This window comes from Salinivibrio sp. PR932, from assembly GCF_001996125.1.
Taxonomy (GTDB): Bacteria; Pseudomonadota; Gammaproteobacteria; order Enterobacterales; family Vibrionaceae; genus Salinivibrio; species Salinivibrio proteolyticus.
Window position 1 is genome coordinate 99,005 of sequence record NZ_MUFM01000007.1, and the last position, 17,862, is coordinate 116,866.

17 protein-coding genes and 1 tRNA gene are annotated in these 17,862 nt (G+C 49.8%); 6 read left to right on the plus strand and 12 right to left on the minus strand.

The window, feature by feature from the left end:
• Positions 1 to 9 precede the first annotated feature (9 nt).
• The 3 genes from BZG84_RS05300 to BZG84_RS05310 form a co-directional block, all read right to left on the minus strand.
• Positions 10 to 86: transfer RNA gene (locus BZG84_RS05300), tRNA-Val, on the minus strand.
• A complete protein-coding gene (locus tag BZG84_RS05305) occupies positions 77 to 1,249 on the minus strand; it encodes a DUF3080 domain-containing protein (RefSeq protein ID WP_077678018.1) in 1,173 nt (390 codons plus the stop codon). The genes BZG84_RS05300 and BZG84_RS05305 overlap by 10 nt, the downstream gene beginning before the upstream one ends.
• A 150-nt stretch (positions 1,250 to 1,399) precedes the next feature.
• Complete coding sequence (locus BZG84_RS05310) at positions 1,400 to 2,140, minus strand: UTRA domain-containing protein (RefSeq protein ID WP_077480543.1); 741 nt, start codon at positions 2,138 to 2,140, stop codon at positions 1,400 to 1,402.
• A 211-nt stretch (positions 2,141 to 2,351) separates the two neighbouring features.
• Between BZG84_RS05310 and BZG84_RS05315 the strand changes: the two genes are divergently transcribed.
• The 6 genes from BZG84_RS05315 to BZG84_RS05340 are packed head-to-tail and all read left to right on the plus strand — an operon-like array spanning position 2,352 to position 7,645.
• Positions 2,352 to 3,437, plus strand: coding sequence for an ABC transporter substrate-binding protein (locus tag BZG84_RS05315; RefSeq protein WP_077480541.1), 1,086 nt, complete (start codon positions 2,352 to 2,354; stop codon positions 3,435 to 3,437).
• A 12-nt stretch (positions 3,438 to 3,449) separates the two neighbouring features.
• Positions 3,450 to 4,271, plus strand: a complete 822-nt coding sequence (locus BZG84_RS05320) for an alkaline phosphatase family protein (RefSeq protein WP_077480539.1) — start codon at positions 3,450 to 3,452, stop codon at positions 4,269 to 4,271.
• Positions 4,268 to 5,176, plus strand: a complete 909-nt coding sequence (locus BZG84_RS05325) for an ABC transporter permease (protein WP_077480537.1) — start codon at positions 4,268 to 4,270, stop codon at positions 5,174 to 5,176. The genes BZG84_RS05320 and BZG84_RS05325 overlap by 4 nt, the downstream gene beginning before the upstream one ends.
• A 2-nt stretch (positions 5,177 to 5,178) precedes the next feature.
• Positions 5,179 to 5,964 carry an ABC transporter permease gene (locus tag BZG84_RS05330; protein ID WP_077480535.1) on the plus strand — a complete coding sequence of 262 codons (786 nt, stop codon included), beginning with the start codon at positions 5,179 to 5,181 and terminating at the stop codon, positions 5,962 to 5,964.
• Positions 5,964 to 6,983, plus strand: coding sequence for an ABC transporter ATP-binding protein (locus BZG84_RS05335; protein WP_077480533.1), 1,020 nt, complete (start codon positions 5,964 to 5,966; stop codon positions 6,981 to 6,983). Before BZG84_RS05330 ends, BZG84_RS05335 begins: the two co-directional genes overlap by 1 nt.
• Before the next feature lie 2 nt (positions 6,984 to 6,985).
• Positions 6,986 to 7,645: an HAD family hydrolase gene (locus BZG84_RS05340; RefSeq protein ID WP_077480531.1), complete on the plus strand. Its 660-nt coding sequence runs from the start codon at positions 6,986 to 6,988 to the stop codon at positions 7,643 to 7,645.
• 58 nt (positions 7,646 to 7,703) lie between these two features.
• On the opposite strand, the gene BZG84_RS05345 is transcribed toward BZG84_RS05340, so the two are convergent.
• The 9 genes from BZG84_RS05345 to hutC form a co-directional block, all read right to left on the minus strand.
• On the minus strand, positions 7,704 to 9,074 hold the full coding sequence (locus BZG84_RS05345; protein WP_077678019.1) for an MATE family efflux transporter: 1,371 nt from the start codon (positions 9,072 to 9,074) through the stop codon (positions 7,704 to 7,706).
• Positions 9,075 to 9,247: 173 nt separating this feature from the next.
• Complete coding sequence (locus BZG84_RS05350) at positions 9,248 to 9,451, minus strand: CPXCG motif-containing cysteine-rich protein (RefSeq protein ID WP_069587628.1); 204 nt, start codon at positions 9,449 to 9,451, stop codon at positions 9,248 to 9,250.
• Between the two features lie 188 nt (positions 9,452 to 9,639).
• Positions 9,640 to 10,284 (minus strand): hexitol phosphatase HxpB, encoded by a 645-nt coding sequence (hxpB, locus tag BZG84_RS05355; RefSeq protein ID WP_077480527.1) that lies wholly within the window; start codon positions 10,282 to 10,284, stop codon positions 9,640 to 9,642.
• A gap of 35 nt (positions 10,285 to 10,319) precedes the next feature.
• Positions 10,320 to 11,189 carry a fructosamine kinase family protein gene (locus BZG84_RS05360; RefSeq protein WP_077480525.1) on the minus strand — a complete coding sequence of 290 codons (870 nt, stop codon included), beginning with the start codon at positions 11,187 to 11,189 and terminating at the stop codon, positions 10,320 to 10,322.
• A gap of 199 nt (positions 11,190 to 11,388) precedes the next feature.
• Positions 11,389 to 12,927, minus strand: a complete 1,539-nt coding sequence (gene hutH / locus BZG84_RS05365; RefSeq protein WP_077480523.1) for a histidine ammonia-lyase — start codon at positions 12,925 to 12,927, stop codon at positions 11,389 to 11,391.
• A 10-nt stretch (positions 12,928 to 12,937) separates the two neighbouring features.
• A complete protein-coding gene (hutU, locus tag BZG84_RS05370; protein ID WP_077480521.1) occupies positions 12,938 to 14,626 on the minus strand; it encodes a urocanate hydratase in 1,689 nt (562 codons plus the stop codon).
• A 2-nt stretch (positions 14,627 to 14,628) separates the two neighbouring features.
• On the minus strand, positions 14,629 to 15,645 hold the full coding sequence (gene hutG, locus BZG84_RS05375; protein WP_077480519.1) for a formimidoylglutamase: 1,017 nt from the start codon (positions 15,643 to 15,645) through the stop codon (positions 14,629 to 14,631).
• The gene (gene hutI, locus BZG84_RS05380) at positions 15,642 to 16,865 is read right to left on the minus strand and encodes an imidazolonepropionase (protein ID WP_077480517.1); all 1,224 of its coding nucleotides are present in this window, start codon (positions 16,863 to 16,865) and stop codon (positions 15,642 to 15,644) included. The genes hutG and hutI overlap by 4 nt, the downstream gene beginning before the upstream one ends.
• Positions 16,866 to 16,969: 104 nt before the next feature.
• Positions 16,970 to 17,674: a histidine utilization repressor gene (hutC, locus tag BZG84_RS05385; protein ID WP_077678020.1), complete on the minus strand. Its 705-nt coding sequence runs from the start codon at positions 17,672 to 17,674 to the stop codon at positions 16,970 to 16,972.
• Positions 17,675 to 17,862 lie beyond the last annotated feature (188 nt).

The following is a 17,862-nucleotide window of genomic DNA, read 5'->3' on the forward strand; positions in this document are numbered from 1 at the left end:
CAAGCAAAGTGGTGCGTCCGAGTGGACTCGAACCACCGACCCCCGCCATGTCAAGGCGATACTCTAACCAGCTGAGCTACGGACGCACAGTGCTTGAAAGCGGGATGAATAGTAGCGAGTTCATCTGTGTCACGCAAGCGCTTGAGCGCACTTTTTTGCACATTGACGTCTGTTTGGCGATTTGGTGGTCAAATTGATGGTTTTTCACCATTTTTCTTAATGATCGCGGCGTGAAAGCCGGACACTTACTCGCCAAAGTCACGTTACAGCGTTGGAACAGCTGTTGCCACACATCGGCATGATGACGAATGGCTTGTTTATATGCCGTGTATGCCTCGCCTTGCCAGTAGGCGGATTTATACGCAGAAAAAGGTGGAGGCGTTTCTAAGGAGGCAAGTTGGTTTAATGTTGGTGACACATCACGATACAAGCCGTCGACGCGCGCCAAATAAGGTTGCACTTCACCAACATAATATTTGTAAAACACGGTTTTTAGTCGCTCGAGGCGGGTGGTATCAAAATTTTCACCACACAGCACTTTGGATTGATTGTCGGCAATCAACTGGCTGGTTTGATTAAGCCAATCCGTATGCGCTGTCAGACTGACGAATAATGCGCCTAAAATCGGTTGTTTTTCAATACTTTCTTGCCACTCAAGAATGCTTTCATGAGTCGACGATGGCTGTTGAACCAAGCGGCCGAATTGTGTCATCGCGCTGACCGCATTGCTATGCGCGGGAAGTTCAACCGGTAAGGTGTGAATCGGTAATGACCACTGTGCTTGCCAGGCGCTGCTATCAATCAGCGTATTCCAGATAACGGCGGGAAGTTGCTGGGTTTTGCTTACGATGGCGTCATTGAGCGCGGTTTGGATGCTGTCATCTTTCACCTGTGGCAGGCATTGCTTAGCGACACGGATAAAACTGAGTTCGTAATCAAGCTGACGAAAGCGATCGGCGACTTTTCCCAGTGAGGAATTACGCTCGGCAATTAAATTAAACAGCCCGCATTGGCGCAGTTCATAGGCATCGAGTAACCCTAAACGGAGATCGGCGATGGGCTGTATCAGCTCCCGTTTACGAGGTAAAGAAGGTAGTGCCGGTAGGCTAAGGGGAGAGGGTTCAGCATCCAACACATTTCCGAGGCGTTGTTGGTAGTCGGCCATCATGGCTTTAGCTGGATCGGCTGGCTCACAAGCGGTCAGTAAGCTCATCGATAGAACAATCAGAAGGGGAGCGAGTAAGCGCATAACACGGTGATTCCTTTAGCGTCGATGCCAGTCGATACGAAGGCGACCCGCAACCCGATCGCCTTGCCTCATAGTTTACGCAACTTACTGAGTTTATGTCAGTCCTAAGGCTTTATTCCCGTCACATTGAGATCGAACCGACAAGGCCGACTATAGAACAGTGGGGTCGACACTGTCGATACGGATCACCACCGCGTCAGGTCGCCAATATTCAAATTCGCAATCCATCAGCTCACCATCTTGCTTGTAGTTGATTCGGCAGATTTTGAGGATGGGTTGCCCGTTGGCAAGGTTCAATGCTTTGGCAACGTGAGCGGGGGCTGAGGTGGGGATGACTTCAAACCGCGAGCGTTTCGTTTCGTAGTGATATTTGTCTCGGTAAATCCCCGTCAGTGACTGGGTTAAATCCTCAGTTAAGATACCTTCAAACAAAGCGGCTTTAAGCACATTCTCGACAAACAGTACCGCGCGACCATCGATATAACGTAACCGCTCAATGATATGAATGGGCAACATAGAGCCTGCGTCCAGTGCACGAGCATATTCGCTAGATGCGACTTCGTTGCGCACTCTGAGTAATCGAGTATCCGCGCTGCGATCTTGTTCGCGGATCATTTGGTGGAAGTGGGTCCGAGATAAAGGGTTATAGACAATTCGCTCGGGCGATACATACCAACCTCGCCGTTCTTCGCGATAAATCAGCCCTTCAGTCTCCAGTGAAACCAAGGCGTCTTTGACCGTAATACGCGTGGTGCCGTAGAGCTCACTGAGTTCGCGTTCTGAAGGGAGTTTCTGTCCTTGATGTATCACACCTGCTTGGATTTGCTCTCGCAGATTCTGCTTGATGTATGTCAGTTGCGTACCGTATTGGCGAGTTGTCGTCACGCTCATTAGTGATCTAGTCCAGTAAAGAGTATCCCCGCAAGATAAGTCACAGAGTTAACAGAAATATGACAGCTATCAGTTGCTTGGACATAGGGTGCTTGCAATAAAACTGACATGAAATGTAAGCGGAAATGTCAATCTACTGATGCCTAATCGTCATATTCTCGCCCTAGCATTCAAAGTGAACTTACTGACCTAGTCCAGAAGGATGGAGACAATGAAAACTTTGCTAAGTCGTTCCGTTGCTTTACCGGCGAAGCGTATGGTGCCAGCAGCACTGATCGCCGCAACACTGGCGTTTCCGACGGTGGCGAAAGAGACCAACCTTGAATCTTTGACCAAGGCTGCCCAGCAAGAAGGCGCAGTTTACAGCGTAGGTATGCCCGACAGTTGGGCGAATTGGAAAGACACGTGGGCGGATTTAAAGGCAAATTATGGGTTAACCCACCAAGACACTGACATGAGCTCGGCACAAGAAATTGCCAAATTTGAAGCTGAGAAGAAAAATGCCACCGCGGATATTGGTGACGTCGGCTTTGCATTTGCGCGTGTAGCGGTGAAAAAGGGCGTCACCCAGCCCTATAAGCCGAGTACTTGGGATGATATTCCTGACTGGGCAAAAGACAAAGAGGGTCACTGGGCGTTGGCTTATACCGGCACGATCGCGTTTATCGCCAACAATAACTTGGTGAAAGATGCACCAACATCGTGGCAGGACCTACTTGAAGGGGACTACAAGGTCACAGTTGGCGATGTCGGCGTTGCGTCTCAGGCAAACAATGCTGTCTTAGCGGCTTCATTTGCCAATGGCGGTGATGAATCCAACCTAAAACCTGCGATCGATTTCTTTGCAAAACTGGCCAAGCAGGGACGCTTATCGTTCACCAACCCAAGCATTGCGAACTTGGAAAAAGGTGAAATTGAAGTGGCTATTATGTGGGACTTCAATGCGCTGAATTACCGCGACAAAATTGATCGTGAGCGTTTCACAGTAAATATTCCTCAAGATGGCTCCGTGATTTCTGGTTACACCACCATTATCAATAAGTACGCGAAAAATCCCAACGCGGCGAAGTTGGCGCGTGAGTACATTTTTAGTGACCAAGGGCAAATTAATCTTGCTGAGGGGTATGCTCGTCCGATTCGTACCAATGTCACCTTACCTCAGTCGATTCAAGACAAATTGATCGCCAATGACCAATACAGCAATGTGCGCCCAGTGACGAACTTCTCTGCATGGGAAAAGTCAGCGCGACGTCTACCTCGTCAATGGCAAGAAAGTGTGCTTATCCATCAGCAATAGAAGTCGGTTAGTATGAATAATAAGGTGATCCTTGTTGTTCTCGACGGACTGAATTATCAGGTAGCCCGTGATTGCATGGGCTATCTGAACGGTCTTGTAGAACAACCTCATTCCCAATCAGCGCTGCGCACCACGCTTTATCAGCTGCAAAGTGAATTGCCATCCATGTCTCGCCCTTTGTATGAGTGCATCTTAACTGGGATCCGCCCGATAGAAAGTGGCATCGTCAACAATGCGATTGTGCGTTTATCCAAGCATGATTCGATTTTTAGCTTGGCGAGCGCACAAGGCAAGGTAACCGCGGCTGCGGCGTATCATTGGATCAGCGAGCTCTATAATCGTGCGCCTTTTGAACCGGTCAGAGATCGTTTTACGCATGATGTGTCACTCAATATTCAACATGGCTGTTTCTACCATTGGGATCATTATCCAGATGAAGCCTTGTTGTTGGACGCAGAGTATTTACGTCGTACTTTCGGGCCCGACTTTTTGCTCATTCATCCCATGAATATGGATGACCTCGGGCACAAACACGGCTTGGACTCTCATCAATATCGTAATGGTGCACGGCATATCGATAGTTTGCTCTCAAATTACATCGAAGCTTGGGTAGGCGACGGTTATCAAGTGCTGATCACCAGCGATCACGGGATGAACAATGACAGGTCGCACGGTGGTACGTTGGCAGAAGAGCGCAATGTGCCTTTGTTTGTTATCGGTGAGCGTTTTAGCCATCAAGCCTGTCAGGTGAAACAAACCGAACTGTGCGGCACTGTGTGTCAGCTATTGCAGCTCGACCACCACAAACCTTTTACTCAGGAATTGTTAGCATGATAGACAGTTCTCTTACCCCCTCGCACACCCAAACACCGACCCAAACCAAGAAAGCTTGGGTGACTCGACTTAAACGTTTGAAACCCGCGCTGTGGTTAGTTCCTTTTGGCTGCTTTTTCTATCTGTTTCAAATTGCGCCCATGGTCTGGGTGTTCATTAATAGCTTTATTTACGATGACACATTAAGCGTCGATAACTATGTCGAAATCATCGACTCAGCGTTTATGCTTCAGGCGTTTGGCAATAGCTTGTGGTTAGCGTTTTGGTCGAGTGTGGTGGGGTTGGCCATCGCAACGCTGTTGGTGTCTTCGCTGCGTCGTGTCGATTCTAAACTTCGTGATGGCGTGATTGCCTTTACCAATATGAGCAGCAACTTCGCTGGCGTGCCATTGGCGTTTGCCTTTATCATTATTTTGGGCACCAATGGCGCCATTACCTTGCTCCTCAAGCAATATGGTGTACTGGGCGAGTTTGACCTTTACGGCAAGTGGGGATTGTTGGCGATCTATATTTATTTTCAAATTCCACTTGCGGTGTTGCTTCTCTATCCCGCGTTTGATGCGTTGAGTGATGACTGGCAAGCCGCCGCCGCACTGTTGGGAGCTCGCACATCGCAATACTGGGCTCGGGTGGCCTTGCCTGTTCTCTCTCCCGCGTTATTTGGCACCTTTATTATCCTCATCGCCAATGCTATCGGCGCATATGCCAGTGTTTATGCGCTAACGTCAGGGAATTACAACCTTGTCACCGTGCGCATTGCCAGTTTGGTATCGGGCGATTTATTCCTTGAGCCCAATCTGGCTGCGGCAATTTCTGTCATTTTGATGGTGTTACTGGCGTTTATTACGGTCGTTAACCAATGGCTTATTGCAAAAAGCTACGCAGGCAAAAAGGGGAGAAAATAGCGATGGATACGATGAATACCCGATACCACAAAACCGTGGTTTACGGCATTGTTGGCGTGATGCTAGTTCCGATCTTGGCGACCTTAATCTATTCATTCTCATCGCGTTGGGGCGCCACAGTGTTACCCGATGGATTTACGTTTGATTGGTACCTAAAGCTGGTGACCGATCCGCGTTTTTTAGAAGCATTTGGTCGCTCGCTGTTTATTTGTGTTGCCGCGTTGACGCTCAGTGTGGTGTTGATCTTGCCGGCAATCTTTGTGGTGTTTTACTACTTTCCATCCCTCGATAAGCTAATGAATGTGCTGATCTTGCTGCCCTTTGCCGTGCCACCTGTAGTGTCTTCAGTGGGATTACTTCAGCTTTATGCCGACAGCGAGATTGCACTGATTGGCACCCCTTGGATTTTGATTGGCACCTACTTCACCATTGCGTTGCCTTTTATGTACCGTGCGATAGCCAATAGCTTCGAGGCAATTCACCTGCATGATCTGATGGATGCTGCTCATTTACTCGGCGCGAGTACCCGCCAAGCGTTTTTACTGATCGTACTACCGAATGTAAAAAAAGGCCTCATGGCGTCGCTGTTCTTGTCGTTTTCGTTTCTGCTCGGCGAGTTTGTTTTCGCCAATATCTTGGTGGGAACGCGTTACGAGACACTGCAAATCTATCTCTACAACATGCGTCAAACCAGTGGCCACTTTACCTCCGCCTTGGTCATGACCTACTTCCTGTTTATTTTCTTACTGACTTGGCTCGCAAGTCGTTTTAGTCGAGGGGTGAAATAATGAGTTACGTTCGTGCCAATAACCTGACGAAACGCTTTGGCGACAATACTGTCTTTGAAGACATTGAGTTCACGATTGAGCAAGGTGAATTTATTACCTTGTTGGGACCGAGTGGTTGCGGTAAATCAACCTTACTACGCAGCCTGGCTGGCTTGAACCCCGTTGATGATGGTGAGATATGGGTAAATGGTGAAAATATTACTCACCAAACACCTCAGCAACGAGGGATTGGCATGGTGTTTCAGTCATACGCCTTGTTCCCCAATATGACGGTTGAAGCCAATATTGCTTTTGGATTGAAAATGAAGCGGTGGGGGACGGCTGACATCCAACGTGAAGTGGCTAAGGTTATTGCGCTGGTTGATCTGACGGGGAAGGAAAAACACTATCCACACCAATTATCTGGCGGACAGCGTCAACGTGTCGCCCTTGCTCGCGCCTTGGTGGTGAAACCGCGAATTTTGTTGCTGGATGAGCCACTCTCGGCACTGGATGCTAAAATTCGCAAACACCTTCGCCAACAAATCCGTGACATTCAGAAAGAGATGGATTTGACCACGATCTTTGTTACCCATGACCAAGAAGAAGCGATGATCATGTCAGATCGTATTTTCTTGATGGACAAAGGTGAAATCGTACAAGCGGGCACGCCAGAAGCAATCTATACCCAGCCGGCCAATGAGTTTGTCGCTGGGTTTATGGGCCATTACAACTTGGTAGAGGCCAAGAAAGCGAAACAGCTGTTTAATCTGGATACCGAGTGGAAAGTGGCGATTCGCCCTGAGTCTATTTATATCAAAGAGCCGGGACGCCAATACGGCTCGCATATTTCTGCGCCACGGGTAGGCCGGATCCATAACCATCAACTGCTTGGCAATGTGATTCGCTATCAAGTGGCGGTCGATGACTGCCAGCTCACAGTGGATCTACTCAATCGCTCGTCTGAGCGTTTGTTGGCAAATGGTAGTCAGCTCGAGCTGCTTTTTAACCTAAATGAACTCCAACCGGTAAGGCCCTAACCATGTCATCACCTTTATACGTCTTTGATATGGACGATACCTTGATTAATGGTGACTGTGCCATGTTGTTTAACGCGTTTTTGGTAGAAAAAGGCGTGGTGACGCAAGCCGATTTTTTAAAGGAAGATCAGCGTTTAATGCAGCTTTATACGCAAGGAAAGCTCGACATGGCGAGCTACCTTCAATTTGCGATGGCGCCCCTGACCGACTTATCCGTCGAACAGGTCCATGCGTTGGTAGAAGAGTGTTTGCACATCAAAATTTTACCTAAGCAGTTTGCCGAGTCGAAAACATTGCTGGCGCAGTTAGACCGTGATGACATCGATAGGGTGATTATTTCAGCCAGCGTTACGTTTCTTGTCGAGGCGGTGGGGCGCCACCTTGGGATCCCGGACGCCTTGGGGATTGATTTAGTGACAGAACACAATCGCTATACTGCTACCATATCCGGCGTACCAAGCTATCGAGAAGGGAAGGTGGCACGTCTAAAGGCATGGCTAAATGCTCAGTCAACCGACTATTCAGCGATTCACTTTTTCACTGACTCGATTAACGACTTACCTTTATGCCAGTACGCTGATTATGTCTACTTGGTCAACCCTTGTTCGCAGTTACGCGCCCAAGCCGACCAGCCCAATTGGACGATTTTAAGTTGGGGATAAGTTAAAGGTAGGAGAGGAGGTTGCCCTGCTGAAAGAAAACCTCAGCAGGGCGAGAGGGTTAGCGCTCTGACATCGCAAGTTGAAACTCAGGCGATTGTTTTCGCATCCAAAATAATCGCAGACCGAGCAAGAGCGCGGCGGTGGAAATACCAATAATGATCCCAACCCAAAAACCGTGAGCGCCCATTGCCGGTACCAGCCAATCTGTCATGCCTAATACGTAGCCGAGTGGCAAACCAAACACCCAGTAAGACACCAATGTTCGTTGGAAGATGGCGCGCATATCTTTATAACCACGCAGTGCACCGGCGGCAACCACTTGAATAGAGTCGGTAATTTGATATACCGCTGCCAATAACATCAAGGATGAGGCCAGTGTCGCCACTTCCACATTGTCCGAGTAGAGTGCGATGATGGGGTCGCGGAGSCAAACGGTAAGGATAGCCGTAATACACGCGGTGCTTACGCCAAGCCAAATACCAATTTTGGCCGAATTGCCCGCACCTACCGTGGTGCGTTTGCCCAGCAAATGACCCACGCGAATACTGACCGCTGCACTGAGACTCATCGGTAGCATAAAAATCATGGTCGAAAAGTTAATCGCAACTTGGTGAGCGGCCACGGTAATCGGCCCTAGTGGAGCAATCAAAATCGCAATGGCTGCAAACAAGGTCACTTCAAAAAAGAGTGCCGCGGCAACAGGGAAACCGAGACGGAACAAGCGGACTTGCTCTTTAAGCGCGGGCGCATATAGCGAAACAAACAGCTGCAAAGTGCTCAGTTTTTTACTGAATACCACATAAAGCCACATCAATACGGCCATCAACCAATACACAATAGCGGTTGCGACCCCACAGCCGACACCGCCAAGCTCAGGCGCACCGAGTTTGCCATACACAAACATCCAGTTTAACGGAATGTTGGCGGCAAGGCCGATAAAACCAATGACCATCGCGGGAATGGTCATTGACATACCCTCGCAAAGGTTACGAATCGCTTGGAACACCAAAAAGGCAGGAACCGCCCAAATAACCGCGTGCAAGTAACCAATTGTTTTATCGGTCAATGCGGCTTCGACATCCATCAGGTTGATAATGACGCCGGCTTTATACAAAACCAAACAAATGGGGACACTCAGCAATAGGGCCATATAGAGGCCTTGCTGAAACTGATAAGGGATCTGATCGTCTTTGCTTGCGCCATTAAGCTGAGCAATCATTGGGACCATGGCCATCAACAGACCAATACCAAACAAGATAGCTGGCATCCACACACTTGATGCTACGGCGACCGCGGCCATGTCGGTCGCGCTATAGCCACCGGCCATGACGGTGTCGACAAAGCCCATCGACGTTTGCGCGATTTGCGCGATAAACACTGGAATACTGAGCCTAACTATAGCGCTCGCTTCATCACGATACTGCTGCACGACTGCCTCAACACGGTTGTCTAAAAGGGAAGGAGGGAACAGATAATACGAGGGAGATTATACGTGCTAGAGCGGTGAAAGAGAAAGCAAAACTCGGCACGGCGCCTGTATTTCTGACAGACGGGACAACGCTGAGTGTGTCGCGTTAGATAGGCCCGAGAGCGTCTTATCAGTTAAAAGATTTGCTCGTCGTCTGCATCGACAAATAAATTGACCGTTTTATGCAATTCATCAATCTGCATATTGTAGTGAATGGCATTGCAGCAATTTGGGCAATCTTCATAGAACTCTTGGTTTCCGCCGCTTAAATCAAGCGTAATATCAAAACGGTGCCCACAATGCGGGCAGCTCACGATCCGGTCAGTGATGTCTTTCATTATTCCTCCTCATGATGGGACGTCACTTTCTTTCCCCATACGGCTTTCACTAGAAGTATAGAAGAGATGACGAGGCGCGGCCCTCCTCGGGCAAAGTGTATCGAGGTGCTGAGGGAGCTGGCAAAGTGATGGAAATAAAAGAGGCGGCCAATGCCGCCTTATGGAAACGCCAATGAACGATATCGGTGCTACAGCATCTCTGGGGTAAAGTTGCTAAGACTCTCAAGTTTGTGATCCGCAATGACAAAGCGTGGATCGTTCCATTCATGGGCGGCCGGTACGACAATGGTTTTCATCGAGGCCGCTTTGGCGGCGAGTAGGCCAGTGAACGAGTCCTCGAAGGCGATACATTGCTCAGGCTCAACGTCTAGTGCTTGCGCGGCATTCAGGTAGACTTCTGGGTGGGGCTTTCCGTGCTTTAAATCACCGGCGGATTCAATAATAGAAAACTGATCACTTAACCCTAATGCATCTAGCGTTGGGTGAATGAGCGACAGGGGTGACGAAGACGCAAGCCCGATTTTAAGGCCGGCTTGGCGACAAATGGCCAATGCCTCTTTCACGCCCGGCATCATGGGTTTTTTTTGCTGAACCAATTCGACCACACGCGCGACGATACGCTCTCTAACCTCGGTATTAGAAGGGCCTTGCCAAGGTTGCGTACGTGCATAGTATTTAACAATTTCATCGATGCGAACACCAGTGGTGTCACGGGTGTCTTGCAAACTAATGGAAACCCCTAGCTCGCTCAGTACATCGATTTGAGCGCGTTGCCAGAAGGGTTCTGAGTCGACCAAAAGGCCGTCCATATCGAAAACTGCGGCAGATAACATTGCCAACCTCTATCTGTATGCATGGATAGCGCATGCTACACCGTCAGTCCCAGTTTTGTCAGCAACTGCTCTGTTTTCGTTAAATAAGGGCCGCCGAATAGGTTTACGTGGTTGAGTACATGATAAAGGTTATAAATGTCTTTACGCTGTTGGTAGCCTTCATCTAACGGCCATTCGGCGTGATAGCCATTGTAGAAACTTTCAGGGAAGCCGCCGAACAGCTCCGTCAGTGCGATATCGGTTTCACGATCGCCCCAGTAACTGGCAGGATCAAACACGACTGGGCCGTTCACCGATAATCCGGCATTACCATGCCACAAATCACCATGTAGCAGAGATGGCTTGGGAGAGTGGCCCGCCAAAGCGATTTTTACGCCTTGAATGATGGCTTCTATATCGCCGAAATGGAGGCCTTTTTCGGCAGCAAGTTGCAACTGCCAGCCAATCCGTTGCTCAGCAAAAAACTGACACCATTTACGGTGCCAGCAGTTACGCTGCTCCGTCATGCCGATGTAGTTATCATCATCAAAACCATATTCAACCTGTTCGCCCCAACGGTGATGGCGAGCGAGGTGTTGGCCCAGTAGATAGGCTTGGGTGTCATCGAGAGGTTTAATCGGCAGGTAACTTAATACTAATGCCGCTTGATCTTTCACTGGGCCAACATAATGGACCTGTGGCACTTGTATTTGTTCACTGATAGCCAGTTGTCGCAGTGCTTCTGCTTCGGCCTCAAAAACGGGTAGGCACTCGCGTTCGTTAATTTTAACGAAGAACCGCTGTGCTTTATCGTCACTGACACAATAAGCGTCGTGAATATCACCGCCAGAAACCGGCGTTTTCTCTGTGATTTCAAAATCAATATTGAGTTGATCTGAAAGGTGAACCGACAGTGCATGCCACATAAGCGACTCCGTTACATCGAGGTCAGGGGGAAGTAACAGCGATTGGTTATATATTAGCCTATGATTTCGCCCAATATCTGTGGAGATGGCGACACTTTATATAAAAAACGACCCAAATCCTTAGTAATGCGTGTGTTAACACGAATCGTTAGGACAGGGCCGTTTTATTAATGATTAGATTATGCAGATAACGCGCAACTTATTGATGCAAACTTGGCAACGCGCCAGCAGGCATTAGACGATTATAGGTACCTGTTTGGAGGAGTGCGTTTGCTTTTTCAATATCAGGGGCAAAGTAACGGTCCTTGTCATAAAAAGGCACGACGCCACGTAGCTCCGCCTTCGCCTGCTCCAATTTCTCTGAGCTTTTCAGCGGTGCTCGGAAGTCGATACCTTGGCAAGCAGAAAGCAACTCAACGGCGAGGATCCCACGTGTATTACTGCTCATGTCTTTGAGGCGACGGGCGGCAAAGGTAGCCATAGATACATGATCTTCTTGGTTGGCCGATGTGGGCAAGCTGTCAATCGAGGCTGGGTGCGCTAAGGTTTTGTTTTCGCTGGCAAGCGCGGCGGCGGTGACTTGCGCGATCATAAAGCCCGAGTTAACGCCACCATTGTTAACCAAAAATGCAGGTAGCTTGCTGAGATTGCTATCGATAAGCAGGGCCATGCGACGCTCAGATAAGCTGCCAATCTCGGCAATGGCTAATGCGAGGTTATCCGCTGCCATCGCCACCGGCTCAGCATGGAAATTGCCCCCAGAGAGGATGTCGCCATCTTCCGGGAAAACCAAAGGATTATCAGACACTGCATTGGCTTCGGTGGTCAATACGTCGGCAGCGTGGCGAATTTGCTGTAAACATGCGCCCATTACTTGCGGCTGACAGCGCAGCGAGTATGGGTCTTGCACTTTTTCACAGTTTTGGTGGCTATCGCCAATTTCACTGGTTTCACCCAGTAGATGACGATAGGCAGCGGCGGCATCCATTTGCGTCTGATGTCCACGTACAGCATGAATGCGAGGATCAAACGGCCGGCGACTTCCCAATGCCGCTTCGACAGATAGGGCACCACACACAGTGGCGGCGGCATACAAATCTTCGGCTTCAAACAAGCCCTCTAGTGCAAATGCCGTGGATGCTTGCGTACCGTTAAGTAGCGCAAGGCCTTCTTTAGGCCCAAGCGTGATCGGGGACAGTCCAGCAATTTTGAGTGCGGCTTCACCTGAGATCACTTCGCCTTTGTAGCGTGCTTGGCCTTCCCCCAGTAACACCGTACTCATATGCGCCAAAGGCGCGAGATCGCCTGAAGCGCCAACAGAGCCTTTCTTGGGAATACAGGGATACACTTCGTGATTAATCAGTGCTGCCAATGCTTCGACGACGCTAAAGCGAATACCCGAATAGCCACGCGCCAGGCTGGCAATTTTGAGCACGATCATCAATCGTACTGTGGCATCATCCATAAACTCGCCAATGCCAGCTGCGTGAGATAGCACGATGGAGCGCTGCAGTGTTTCCAAATCATCAAGTTCGATACGGGTATTGGCAAGTAAGCCAAACCCCGTGTTGATGCCATAAACCACACGTCCTTGGTCAAGGACCTCAGCAACTGTGTCTGTGCTTGCTTTCATGGTGGCTTCAATGCCATCTGCAAATGAAATCTTTACCGGTTCACGGCTCACTTGGCGTAGCTGGGCAAGCGTGAGCTCGCCCGGTTGTAACGTCAATGTGGTCATTTTGCTCTCCTTAGCGCAGCGGCTGGTTAGGAATATCCAGCAGCGGTAAATCTAGGTTCTGTTCTTTGGCACAATTAATCGCGATGTCATACCCCGCGTCAGCGTGGCGCATCACTCCAGTTGCAGGGTCGTTATGGAGCACTCGACCAATACGTGCATGGGCGTCATCGGTACCATCACACACGATCACGACCCCTGAATGTTGCGAGAAGCCCATACCGACGCCACCACCGTGGTGAAGTGACACCCAGGTCGCGCCTGATGCGGTATTAAGAAGAGCGTTGAGTAAAGGCCAATCAGAGACAGCATCAGAGCCATCCATCATGCCTTCGGTTTCACGGTTAGGGCTGGCAACCGAGCCAGAATCCAGATGGTCGCGACCAATCACGATAGGCGCTTTGAGTTCGCCATTTTTTACCATCTCATTGAAAGCTAACGCCAAGCGCGCCCGATCTTTAAGGCCAACCCAACAAATGCGCGCAGGTAACCCTTGGAATTGAATACGCTCTTTTGCCATATCGAGCCAGTTGTGTAGGTGCGGATCATCGGGGATCAGCTCTTTTACTTTTTGGTCAGTTTTATAGATATCTTCCGGATCGCCGGATAAGGCTGCCCAGCGGAATGGCCCAATACCTTCACAGAACAGAGGACGAATATACGCAGGGACAAAGCCCGGAAAATCAAACGCATTTTCAACGCCCACTTCTAATGCCATTTGACGAATATTGTTGCCGTAATCTAGCGTCGCCGCGCCGCGAGATTGGAGTTCAAGCATGGCTTTAACTTGGACGGCCATCGATGCTTTTGCCGCTTTAACGACCTCAGCTTCGTTGTCTTTTCGTTGTGCGACGGCTTGCTCCATCGTCCAGCCTCGCGGCAAGTAGCCGTTCAGAGGGTCGTGCGCTGACGTTTGATCGGTAACTACATCAGGCGTGATGTTTCGTGCTACCAGTTCAGGGAAGATATCGGCAGCATTGGCTAATAGACCGACAGAGACGGGCTTACCGGACTGTTTGGCGTCTTCAATTATCCCAAGCGCTTCATCGAGTGACGTTGCTTTGCGATCGACGTAGCCGGTGCGCAGACGATAATCAATACGGCTTTCGTCACACTCAACCGCAATCATCGAAAAACCCGCCATGGTTGCAGCAAGTGGCTGAGCGCCACCCATGCCACCCAGACCCCCCGTCAAGATCCAACGTCCCTTGGCGTCGCCGCCAAAGTGCTTTTTAGCAACCGCAACAAAGGTTTCGTAAGTGCCTTGCACAATGCCCTGCGAGCCAATGTAGATCCAGCTTCCTGCAGTCATTTGGCCGTACATCATCAGGCCTTGCTTATCGAGCTCGTTAAAGTGTTCCCAATTTGCCCAATGAGGCACCAAGTTTGAGTTGGCAATCAGAACACGAGGTGCATCTTTATGAGTGGTAAAGACTCCAACGGGTTTACCGGATTGCACGAGTAAGGTTTGGTTATCTTCAAGGCGTTTTAGCACCTCGACAATCTTGTCATAGCATTGCCAGTTGCGTGCGGCTCGACCAATACCTCCGTAAACCACCAGTCCATGCGGATGCTCGGCGACATCTGGATGTAAGTTATTCATCAACATGCGTAAAGGCGCTTCGGTCAGCCAACTTTTAGCGTTTAGTTTCGTACCTGTTGGTGCTTGGATGGTCCGTGAGTCAAAACGTGGATCCGTCATGGTTACTCTCCTTGATTGTCGATACGGTTCGGCGATGCATGCAACATTGACCATGCCATGCGTGCGGCAAGGCGGCTGGTTTGTTGGTCGCGGTCATAGTTTGGGTTCACTTCGGTGATGTCACACACAGGAATACGGATGGCCTGCTGGTGGGCATCGGTAAAGATGTGTTGGAGCAAAGGCTCGATGACATGAACGGGCACACCATAAGCGGCAGGCGCACTAACGCCGGGAGCACTTGCGGCTGGGAATACATCCATGTCGAGAGTGAGGTAGAGATAATCACACCCTTGGATAAATTGTGTGAGCTTGGTTTTAAGTGCCGGCAGTGCGTCAGTGTGCATCTGGGTGTCTTCTTCGACCCAACAATTAAGCTGCTCTGCTTTATCAAATAAGGCTTGGGTATTGCTGGTGCGGCTGACGCCTAAGCAAGCATAATGGAATGGCCAGTCTCGTTGTTGGCAAAATTGCGCAATTTGTGCAAAGGGCGTCCCTGAGCTACCTTCCTGACTCAGCCCTTGGGGCGTACGCAGGTCAAAGTGCGCATCAAAATTGATAATGCCAATTTTAGGAGCGCGCTGGCCGTTTTCAGACGATTGGCGCGACAAATAACTCGATAAGCCTTGAAAGCTTGCCCATGCGGTTTCATGCCCGCCACCCAATGTCAGTACATTGTGGTGGGGAAGGACATTCGCAATCTGTGCGCTTAGGCTTTGCTGTGCTAAGACAAGATCACCGTCGTCACAGGCGATAGTGCCACCATCAAATAATGGCGGACATTGATGCCAAGCGAGGTTTGCGAGTGATTGACGGATAGCATCCGGTGCCAGCGCCGCGCCTTGACGGCCTTTGTTGCGCGCGACACCTTCATCACACGCAAAGCCAAATAAGACAGTCCCCGCACGCGAACTCTCGTCACTCAGTGCTTGAATACGTTGATGCAAACGTAGCCCGCGCTCGCCATCTTCAGGATCGGTCCGTCCTTGCCATAGCGACATATCGGCTGGTATATGTTTCATCCTCGGACTCCTTGCTCATCATACCAATCACCATTGACGATACGACCGAGTAGTGGGGCGGTAGCGACCATGTAGCTGAGCTCGGCTGGCGTTTCACAGTCCCATACGGCTAAGTCGGCATCGAACCCGACGGCAATTTGTCCTTTGTGTGCTAAACCCAATGCTTGCGCGGCATGGCGTGTGACACCGTATAAGTTTTCCTTGGGGGTTAAGCCGAATAAGGTTGATGCCATATTCATCATCAACGTGAGTGATGCAAACGGTGAGGTGCCGGGGTTAAAGTCGGTGGCAAGCGCCATAGGGACGCGGCTTTCACGAAGAGCGGCAATAGGAGGCTGCTGTGTTTCACGCAAAAAGTAAAACGCACCGGGCAGCAGCGTGGCGACGGTGTCGTATTCAGCGAGGACTTGTACATCGGCCTCTGACAAATACTCAATATGATCCACGGATAAAGCGCCAGCTTTGGCTGCAGCGACACTGCCGCCAAGATCGCTAAGTTGCTCGGTGTGGGCTTTTATTTTTAAGCCATGAGCGTTAGCGGCGGCAAAAACACGCTCTGCTTGATCGACACTGAACGCGATACTCTCGCAGAACACATCAACAGCATCTGCCAGTTGTTGTTCTGCCGCAGCCGGAATCATCGTCTCGCAGACAAAATCAATGTAGCTATCTGCATCATTACGGTATTCAGGTGGCAGTGCATGTGCAGCCAATAGCGTTGTTGATACATTGACCGGCAAGTGTTGGTCTATCAATTTCGCGACACGTAGCATTTTGAGCTCATCTTCCAGCGTGAGCCCATAACCGGATTTGATTTCCATTGTTGTGACGCCGTCACGTATCAACGCATTGGCGCGCGGTAGAGCCAGTTCCAATAAGGTTGTTTCACTGGCTGCTCGTGTCGCTTTTACTGTCGAAAGAATGCCACCACCTTGAGCAGCAATGGTTTGATATGGCACACCGTTCAACCGCTGTTCAAACTCGCCGGCACGGTTACCGGCAAAAACTAAATGGGTATGGCTATCGATGAATCCCGGCGTCACTAACTTGCCATTTAGTGATTGGGTGGGCCATTCCAACGCTTCAGCGTCGTGCCCTAAGGCGACAATCTTACCGTCTTCAACTGCGATAGCTTGGTTCTCTTGGCAGCTGTAACCGTCAGATGTATAAACATCGGTGGCCATAGTCACTAATTTGGCGTTCGTATATACCTTTCTCATCGGTGAAGCCTTACTACCTCTTTAAATGTCTATACAAATGTATAGACAAATAAGTGATTGAGCACAAGAGGAGATGTAAAGGTTTTGTGATCAGTTCGATATAATTATCGATCGGTGCGTGAAGTCAGCTTGTAACGGGTGCCGGGATGGTAGAGTAGTGCCGCACTGACCAACGTTTGTTGGCTCCATGTTCTTCGGTGCAGGAGCAAGCACGGTTCGTCGGCTTTCATCGCTAGCGCTTGGCGGACCGAATCCGAGGCGATGATCGCCTCTACCGTGTGTTCAATGGTATTCACAGGACATACCTGCGACAGGTACTCGTTGGGCGTGTGTTGACCAAAGTCTTGATGCAGATAATCCGGTGCAAGTGCCGGATTAACCCACCGTTGCTCTAGCTGCAGAGGGACATTATCGGCGTAGTGCACTATCTCGCTAAAAAAGACGTCCGTGCCAAGCATGACACCTAGGCGCATCGCGACATCTGCAGAGGCCGATATCCGTTTTAGGGTGCGAATATCACTGCGATAGGTTTGGCCTCGCGCCGTTACTTCATCAGCAATGTTGCGGATATCCATTAGCGGCGATTCTGCTTTGGGTTGCGTAACAAATGTGCCTAGTCGCGGTGTACGCTCAAGCCGGCCTTCGTTTACCAAATCGCGTACCGCTTTATTCACTGTCATGCGACTTACATTAAACTGCGCGCAGAGCTCATGCTCAGTAGGAATACGCGCGCCCACAGGCCACACTTGCTGCTCAATCTTATTTACGATGTAGTCTTTGATTTGCTGAAAGCGGGGCGCTTTGGCCATGCGTGATCCTTTCATTGTTTATTGTGTATACAAATGAGCATCGATGAAGTTTATAACAAAATCAAGTGACTGGCAGGCGCAAATGGGGTGATAAGGACGAAAAGAAAAGGGAATTAATTTAGGGGATGACTTGCATCACAAAAGCGGTATCTTCATAATCGACGCTTACTTATTCTGCGCGGTTATTC